Here is an 8,314-nt window from a genome sequence, read left to right on the forward strand (position 1 = left end):
CCCCTGTCGATAACTTGGCGAACTGCCTCTTCTTTGAATTCAGCTGTGTATTTGGCTCTTTGCATTTGCATTTCTCCCATTCAGATTTTGACAACAATATTTGTCTACTGAATTGGGGGAATGCCAGTTTCGTAGTAAAAGTAACTTGCAAAACTGTCGGATACTGACTTCAGCACAACTGTGTCCACGTCGCTGTCTATGCCCACATCTAGTGTGTCTGCGCCTGCACCACCTGTCAGTATGTCCGAGCCTGAACCACCGCTTAAATAGTCATTGCCGGTGTCTCCGGTCAGGGTGTCACTGCTGCTGTAACCAAGCAGGGTTAACGGTTCTGCAGGAATACCCAACAGAAAATTCCACATCAGGTAGGCCGCCTTAGCGTCAAACCCTGGTGCGCCAGGAATTAGTTGCACCCCATTGGCAATGTGAGAACCGTATTTTTCTATGCTGTACCAGCTGTAGTTGGACTTGTAGCCAGAAGGGATATTGAGTTCTGTGAGCGCTGACCAGTAGTCCGAACGAATTGCCATGGTTATGTTCTCTTTATGATCACAAATTTGTTGAAAGTTGATTGATTTTATAGAAATTAATGCATCAACTTACAAACAATCAAGCAATTAGCAATGCCTTCAATACAGGCAGTTGCTTGTCTTCAAAGATGCGCGCCATGGTATTTAGTTCAGCCAAGTTGTCTTCTGCAGACTCCAACACTTGCCCCAATTTAAGCAACTTCTGATTTTGGGCACTCAACACACTCCAAGCGTATTGCGCCCAATCGGCAGGCGATTTCTTGCCATTTTTATAGGCAAGTAAGAACAGCTGTTGAAAGCGGTGCACTTCGTGTCCACCACCCGTTAAGGGGCTGGTCAAGAAAATAACATCTTTGCTGCCTCTGGCTTGTTGCATCAAATGCAGATTGAGGCTGTTGGCCTTCTTGCTGTTTTGTGGCGTTACCTCTTGCACAGGATACAAATGCCCCATACCGCTGAGAAGCATTACCGCCTGTATCACTTGGCTAAGTTGAATATTTTGATCTTTCAGCGCCATCTCAATGTCGCCAATGCTGCGTGGCCTGTGATCAGCCAGCAAATCCAAAATAGGGTTGTAAACCTCTTCTTGAAGTGTGGCTTCGCCCAGTGCACCGGTTACCTTAAGCGGAACATCGGCTCGGTAGGTGGTCAGAATAATGCGCTGGCTACGCTGCATCTCTGCTTTGTCAATTGCAGAAATACGGCGTAGGCCTTTCACCCAGTAATCTTTTCTAAACTGCTGGTTCAGCATAAAGTCGCGCATACTTTGGCGCAACATGGCATCTGGAATTTCTGCAAGCAAGGCGGCTTGCTCTGCAGAAATGTTCACGGCGTCTATCAATTCAATGTAATTGGCAGAACAACAAAACTGCACCTTGGCCGGCTCTAGCCACTCAGCCATTTTTGAAAAGTGCATGGGATGCCAATCGCGATTGAAATACTCATGCGCCAAATACTCTCTGCTGTGGCTTTTGAGTTTAGTGAGTCGTTCGCTCATCAATGGGTTAGCGCGTGCATAGGCTGGGTTGGTGGCCATCAATTTTTCTGCGAAGTTCAGAGCCCCTTCTACCCGGCTCACAATGCCTTGTCCTTGCGCCCCCATGGTCTCTGCATGCTCTACCATCAAGTGGCGCATCGGAGCAAACGCAGCCCAGCCCGGTTGAGTGTTGTAGCTGATGTACAAAACACCACCCACCTTAAGTTTGCGGCGAATGAATTCAACAATGACAGCACGGTTTTCATCGCTGATCCAACTCCAAATGCCGTGCAGCCCGATGTAATCAAAGTCTGGCAAGTCTGCGCGGTTTGCAAAGTCGGCAAACGCTTCATCAAAAAGCCTTGCGCCAGAACCCGATGCAACTGCTAGCTCTTGTGCGAAGGCCGCCTGACTGGGGTTGAAATCGGTACCGGACCACTGCACGGTAGAAGCTGCTGCATGCATGTTGGCAGACAAGCCTTGGCCAAAACCCAACTCGCAAGCTGCGCCTACGTCGGGGCAAACCAAACCTTGACTTAGAAACGCCAACTTGATGCGAAGCGGATTTAGCTCGGCATAGTAACCATAGGTATATCCAATGTCGGCCACGTAGCCAGAGGTCCAATCGCTCATAGGTCATCCTTCAAGGTTTTGCAGTCAATTAGTTTATCAATTCTAAAATGTAGAAACCATGCATCACAATCAGTCAATCTTCAGAAAGACACTATGAACTGGCTTGTAAGTTTTCTCTTTGCATTCACCCCTATCTTGGTTTTAGCTCAAGTTCACAACATTGAATTCAAAGATAAAGGCTTCTTGTTCAGTGACGCCCCTACACAAACCTTTCTTTGGCAAGCCAAACAACCCAAGGCAAGCTTGATTTTTATTCCTGGTGGCGAAGGCAAGTTAGGCTTAGCGCCAGACCGAACCAACTTGGGTGGCTTTTATGGCGCTACGTTGAGGCCCTTAAGTGATGACAAATTAAGCAGCGGCTCATTCAACGTAGTGGTATTTGATTCGCCTGTAATGTTGCCCTCGGGAACAGACTATCCGTATTCACGCCAAAGCAATGAGCATTTGCTTCGCATTCAAAGTGTGGTGAATCACTACAAAGACAAATATGGCTTGCCCGTTTGGCTCATGGGGCACAGCAATGGTGCTGTCAGTATTACAGAGTTTTATAAATTTCTACAAAAAAACAAAAACGAGAAATTGATTGCTGGCGCCATCTACAGCTCCGCCAGAAACGGCGCAACATTCAATGAGGAAACCCAACTTCCCATCTTGTTTTTGGCACACGAAAAAGATGGCTGTGACAAGTCACTCCCCAGCAAGTCATTGCAAGAGTTTCAAAAGCAACAAAAGACCAACACCAGCAAATTGGAATATGTTGTGATTAAAGGCGGAGAAGCACAGGCGCAAAATGTTTGCACCACAGGTTTTCACATGTTCAATGGCGCAGCCAAAGAAGCCTTCGGTGCTATTGATCAATTTGTGTTTGGCAGCTTGCCCAAGCCATCAAATTAGAGAAGCATCTTGAATTAAATTTTTTCTTCTACTTTTTAAATTAATTTCTCAAATGATCTCCATAAATCTGCGTAAGTCGTCTGGCCCAAAGCTCATTTTGACGTTAGTATTTTTTGCAAAAGCAGCCTGCGCACAACTAATTGCTGTTGAACAAAATGAAAGTTCATTTTTCATTTCATCCACACCAACCATCACATACCTTTATCCAGCTGCTGATGCAAAGGCAACTTTGATATTCATTCCGGGTGGACCTGGACATGTCGGTTTAAAGGCGACTACGCCAGATACTTCGCCATATTTCACGAGATATCACTTCAGTCTGATGCTTAAAAGGCTGAGCAGTCAAAATGACAGCAGTGGCCAATTTAATGTGGTCATATTTGACAACCCAACCATACTTGCTCAAGCATCTAAGTATGCTTATCCCGCTTCAAGAGCAGCTTCGGATCACTTAGTCAGAATTGACAGCGTAGTAAATCATTACCAAAAATTGCTCAACAAACCGGTTTGGCTTATGGGTCACAGCAACGGTGCGGCAAGTATCACCGAGTACTACAAAAAAATCCAAAAGAATAAAAAAAGTGATGCAATAGCAGGACTCATTTACAGCGCAGCCGTTCACGGTTCAGATTTTGATGAAAATACTTTTCTTCCTGTGCTGTTCTTGCACCATGAAACTGATGGCTGTGAAGTGACCACCTTGAAAGAGGCCAACAAGGTTTTTGAAAAACTCAAAAAAAATGGCAACCAAAAGACTGAACTTTCTATAGTCAGAGGAGGAAGCGCTGAACAAAAAGACCCATGTCTGTCAGGATTTCATATGTATTTTGGTGCTGAAAAAGAGGCAGCAGATTTGATTGATCAGTTTGGAAAGAAATTCATTCAATAGGCTCGGATTAAATGGATCAAGGCTATACGTTGATTCATCAAAAAGACAAGACGTGTGTAAGCGCTGAAAATTACAAATCATTTACTGCGATTAAATAGGTCAACCAATTCATGCAGGGCCTTTCCCAAGCGCTCGGCCGTTGGCATTTGCTAAACCCCTCACTTCCAACAACCGTGCACAACTCTTTAGCAGGCTTGTAGTCACTATTCCGGTTTGCAATATTCCGGTCAAACGATAAAGTCTGCCATCTGGCAACGTTGCCACTCAGTTCAGTACGCACAAACGGAAAAACCCCACCCCCTTGTGGAGGGCAGGGTTTGGAATCGTCCAAGTACCCCAACCGAAGTTGGGGAACAGGGGTGATTAGGTGTTAAGAGCCAAGCACAACAAGTCCAAGTCAACCAAGCCAACCAACTCGATCACTGTGTCGCCAGAGTCAAGGGTGGCACTACCAGAACTAGATTCAGCAAAGATGTATGTGTTGCCACCATTATGGAAAACTACATTGTTGTATGTTGTAGTTGAAGCTGCTGGGCCAAGTTTTGCAGCAATCGTAGTCAACATAGCACTCAGCGAGCCTGACAAACCAGATGTTAATTTGACGAATGCCGTGTTACCTGCAACAGCGATGTCATCAGATTTGGTTGTGTCCAAATCTCCATCAAGTTTGCCTACCAATGTCAGGCCAGTGATGGTGTCCATCTTCTCGTAAGTTGACGCAACATTGATTGTGTCTTTGCCAGCTCCAAGCAAAACTGACTCAATACCCACAGCATTTGATGTGTATGTCAGGCCGCCCAATGGTGTACCAACTTTAGTAGTCACTGCACCATTAGCATCAAGAACAGCCAATGTGTAAGCACCGCCCAAACCTGAAGCGTCAACTGTCGTCAGTTTTGTTGCCGTACCTGCAGCTGTATTAGCATTGTTGATTGAGACATTACCAGAGCCAACCAATGTGACAGCTGACAAGTTACCCAGTGCATCTGATGCACCACCACTGGCAATAAGACCTGTAGCGTCTAGGCCTTTTGTTGATTTAACGGTCAAAGACACGCTGTTAGCAACGTCAGCGCCAGCTGTTTTTGTGTTGTCAACAGTGTTTGCGATGTTGATGGTTGCAGTCTTTACGTCACCAGTCAAAGTCACAAAAGAGGCAGTGTTTGTCAGACCGGACTTCGCTGCAGCAACATTCAAGGTTACTGAAGATGCATTCACCGTCACGTCAACTCGATCAGTTGCAGTAGCATTGCTAGTTCCACCAGATGCGTTAATAGTCAAAGCGCCAGCATAAACTGTTGCAGTAACTGTATCACCAGCAACTGTATCAAAAGACTTAGCTGTGTAACCAGCTGCTGAGACAGTTGCGTCAGTGCCTTTGAGAGTCACAGTTTGTGTATCAGCTACTTCTGTTACCTTGTTAGCCAAATTTGTGTTCAATTGAGCAGTCGCAGCAGTATTGGCAAATGTAATACCAGTGAACTTAGCAACCTTAGAAGCATTAATTGTTACAGCTGTAGCGGCATTCAAACCCAAAGTTTCAATGTTTGTGTAGGCAGTATTTACTGTGCCGTACTCGCCAAATGAGAAGCTAGTGTTAGCCAGCAGAACAGTATCTGTACCATCGCCACCATCAACAGCAGCTTTACCAAGAGCAGTTGTGATTGTGTCATTACCAGCGCCAGCAACGATTGTGGCAGTTCCAGTACCTGTTGTGCTATCAGTAATAGTGTCATCACCAGCGCCCGTATCCAAAGATGCAGTTGGGTTGGTTGTAGATGTAGAACTTGTCGCAGCTGTGAATGTAATGGTGTCTTTACCGGCGCCAGTTTTGATGTTCAATGCTGTAGCAGGAATAGCACCAGCACTGAAATCCAAACCACCAGTGGAAGTTGAACCGTCAATAGAAGTCAACTTAGCCATACCCGCTGTAGAAACCTTAGCATCAGTTGTTAAACCCAATGTCAAAGCTTTGATGCCACCAGCTTGAGCTGCTGCTGTGCTATCAACCAAAGTGACTGTACCAGCAGTTGCGTTAGTTGTGGCTGTAGCTGCTGTAGCAACTTTCACAGAACCAGTAACGTTAGCTGTTGCAACTTTAGTGTAAGTGTCAGCTGTAGCACCATCAATGAATGTAACAGTACCGTTAGCTGAAGTCAGACCTACATTGGCAACTGTTGAAGAAGCTGCGTAAGACAACTTGTTGGCAACTGATGAAGCTGCGATTGTAACTTTTTGAGTATCTTTCAGGCCGGTAACTGTAGTTGTAGTACCGTCGATGGTGATGGATGTAGCATCAGCGTTTGCAGCTAATGAAACTGTACCGACCAAAGCCTTGGTTGCAGTTACTTTTGCTGCAGCAGCAACGTCAGCCAAGTACGCTGCAGCTTCTGCAGCAGCAGCTGAACCTGCGGTTGATGCATTTGCTGCAAGTGCAGCAGTTGCTGTTTTAGCATTAGCGGTATCTGTTTTCAATACATCAGCACGGGCAGCTACAGCCAAATTTGATGTCAATGCTGTGCCGTCAATAGCCTTTAGGGCAGCAGCGGCTGCGGCTTTAAGATCAGCTGCAGAGTAAGCAGTTGCCGCAGTAGTTGTGGGAGTTGAAGTATCAGTTGAACCTGCGACTCCATTGGCTGCTTGTTCTTTAGTCCAAAGCAACGCGCCAACAATTAAATCAACCGTTGCTCCAGCAGTTGTTGCATCCGTTGCGGCAAATGCATCAGCAATCTTCGCGGCAGCATTTTTCGCACCCAAAGCTGCGGCGTCTGCTGCATCAGCAGCAACCTTAGCAGCAACTGCGGCAGCTAAACTCGTAGCGGTCGCAGCTTTAGCAGTTACAGCAGCAGCGTAGTCAGCGTTGCCAGTGGCCAAGTTATTCAAACCAACATAAGAGATGTTCTCAACGTTCTTGATGGTCAAGCCAGTCAAAGAATTGTTGTTAGCTGCAGTAATTGTCAAAGTAACTGTATCGTTACCAGCGCCACCGTCGATGGAGTCACCAGAGTTGATAGTTGTCTGAGCAGCGCCAGTTGTAGCAACTGTAGCGGGCGCAGTGATTGTGTCGTCGCCAGCGGAGCCAACGATTGTGTCCACACTAGTAGTGAGTGTCCTAGTTTGCATGTTTACAAGCAGTTGTTCAAAATGCAGATTTGCCACTATTAATTCACATGCTTGATTCCACCCACGCTATACCCACGCACATAAATTTAGGTATCTGAATGCAAATAGAACTTATCCCCTCAAAATTGCCCTAAAGTAGCTTCAAAATACCCACGCATCACCCACGCTGTTCATTCGTTCGCCCTGTTTAAATTTGTATGTTTTCGCTCAAAAATATTTCTTCTTTAGTACTTATTGCTCTACTTTCAGCATGTGGCGGTAGCACAGGTTTCCCGCCAGTGGTTACAGCAGTCAAGGTTCAGTCACTTCAATATGGACGCACCGCCACCATTTACATTGGAGGTAAGGATCTGCGCTCCTCTGTAGTGGTTGAAACCAATGGCGCTTGTACCGAACCAAGCTTTGCATCCAATAGCAGTACCGACACATTGGTACTCAATTGCAAAGTCAAACAAGTGGGCGATTGGCCCATGGTCATTAAGTCGGCAGAGGGCAATTTGATTCACAGCAGCACCCTGAATGTGCCGTTGCCTCAGGTAACGATGGTGACCAGTGCGGGCAATATCACCATGGAACTCAACCCTAATGTGGCGCCAGTAACCGTGGGTAATTTCCTGGACTATGTCAACACGGGTTATTACAGAAGCACCTTGTTTCACCGTGTCATTGCTGGGTTCATGATCCAAGGTGGGGGATACACCACCGGTATGGCCAGAAAACCAGGACAGTTTTCTCCCATTGTTTTAGAAAGTAACAAGGGTTTGTCTAACCTGCGTGGTACCGTGGCCATGGCACGTACCAATGTGGCCAATTCGGCCACTTCTGAGTTCTTCATTAATTTGGTTGACAACACCTTTTTGGATTACAAAAATGAAGGCTCACCCGGCTATGCTGTGTTTGGTAATGTATTGCAAGGACTTGACGTGGTGGACGCCATAGCTACCAAGCAAACGGGGGTTTTGAATGGATTTTCGGACGTACCTTTAGAAGACGTCACCATTACTTTTGCACTGCAGTCAAAGTAAGTTTGCAATAAACCAATACGGACCCAAAAGTATTCCTCAATTGCGTTTACTTATAGTATTTGTAATGGTAAATTGAGGACTTGAGAAAATCGGAGAGTCATGTCCTCAAGCGCTGCCCAAACCCTTCAAAAGTTGCATTTCACCATCCTTGGCGTGCCCATGGACGTGCAGATGCAAGATGTATTCGTTAAAAAGATTGAAGCCGAAGGATGGGTCTGGCTCAACAGCATCATCAACGATTATT

Annotated in this window: 6 protein-coding genes; 3 read left to right on the plus strand and 3 right to left on the minus strand. The window is 46.0% G+C overall.

The window, feature by feature from the left end; translation table 11 throughout:
• Window positions 1-104 precede the first annotated feature (104 nt).
• Entirely contained in the window at window positions 105-530 is a 426-nt protein-coding gene (locus B9Z46_RS15250; protein ID WP_108257377.1) for a hypothetical protein, read from the minus strand.
• Between the two features lie 79 nt (window positions 531-609).
• Window positions 610-2,139, minus strand: coding sequence for a class I SAM-dependent methyltransferase (locus B9Z46_RS14950; RefSeq protein WP_108257378.1), 1,530 nt, complete (start codon window positions 2,137-2,139; stop codon window positions 610-612).
• Window positions 2,140-2,232: 93 nt separating this feature from the next.
• On the opposite strand from B9Z46_RS14950, the gene B9Z46_RS14955 reads away from it, so the two are divergent.
• Both B9Z46_RS14955 and B9Z46_RS15080 read left to right on the plus strand, forming a co-directional pair.
• Complete coding sequence (locus B9Z46_RS14955; RefSeq protein ID WP_108257379.1) at window positions 2,233-3,033, plus strand: hypothetical protein; 801 nt, start codon at window positions 2,233-2,235, stop codon at window positions 3,031-3,033.
• Window positions 3,034-3,085: 52 nt separating this feature from the next.
• Window positions 3,086-3,922 (plus strand): alpha/beta fold hydrolase, encoded by an 837-nt coding sequence (locus B9Z46_RS15080; protein ID WP_146179282.1) that lies wholly within the window; start codon window positions 3,086-3,088, stop codon window positions 3,920-3,922.
• 363 nt (window positions 3,923-4,285) lie between these two features.
• Here B9Z46_RS15080 and B9Z46_RS14965 read toward each other — a convergent pair whose 3' ends face one another.
• The gene (locus B9Z46_RS14965) at window positions 4,286-7,018 is read right to left on the minus strand and encodes a hypothetical protein (protein ID WP_108257381.1); all 2,733 of its coding nucleotides are present in this window, start codon (window positions 7,016-7,018) and stop codon (window positions 4,286-4,288) included.
• Window positions 7,019-7,323: 305 nt separating this feature from the next.
• Between B9Z46_RS14965 and B9Z46_RS14970 the strand changes: the two genes are divergently transcribed.
• The gene (locus B9Z46_RS14970) at window positions 7,324-8,070 is read left to right on the plus strand and encodes a peptidylprolyl isomerase (RefSeq protein ID WP_233246038.1); all 747 of its coding nucleotides are present in this window, start codon (window positions 7,324-7,326) and stop codon (window positions 8,068-8,070) included.
• Window positions 8,071-8,314 lie beyond the last annotated feature (244 nt).

Source organism: Limnohabitans sp. Hippo4, from assembly GCF_003063605.1.
Taxonomy (GTDB): domain Bacteria; phylum Pseudomonadota; class Gammaproteobacteria; order Burkholderiales; family Burkholderiaceae_C; genus Limnohabitans_A.

What these genes read in the sequence shown, in the direction of transcription:
- B9Z46_RS15250 (WP_108257377.1), bottom strand. Translation starts at nt 530, where the DNA reads ATGGCAATTCGTTCGGACTACTGGTCAGCGCTCACAGAACTCAATATC.
- B9Z46_RS14950 (WP_108257378.1), bottom strand. Translation starts at nt 2,139, where the DNA reads ATGAGCGATTGGACCTCTGGCTACGTGGCCGACATTGGATATACCTAT.
- B9Z46_RS14955 (WP_108257379.1), top strand. Translation starts at nt 2,233, where the DNA reads ATGAACTGGCTTGTAAGTTTTCTCTTTGCATTCACCCCTATCTTGGTT.
- B9Z46_RS15080 (WP_146179282.1), top strand. Translation starts at nt 3,086, where the DNA reads ATGATCTCCATAAATCTGCGTAAGTCGTCTGGCCCAAAGCTCATTTTG.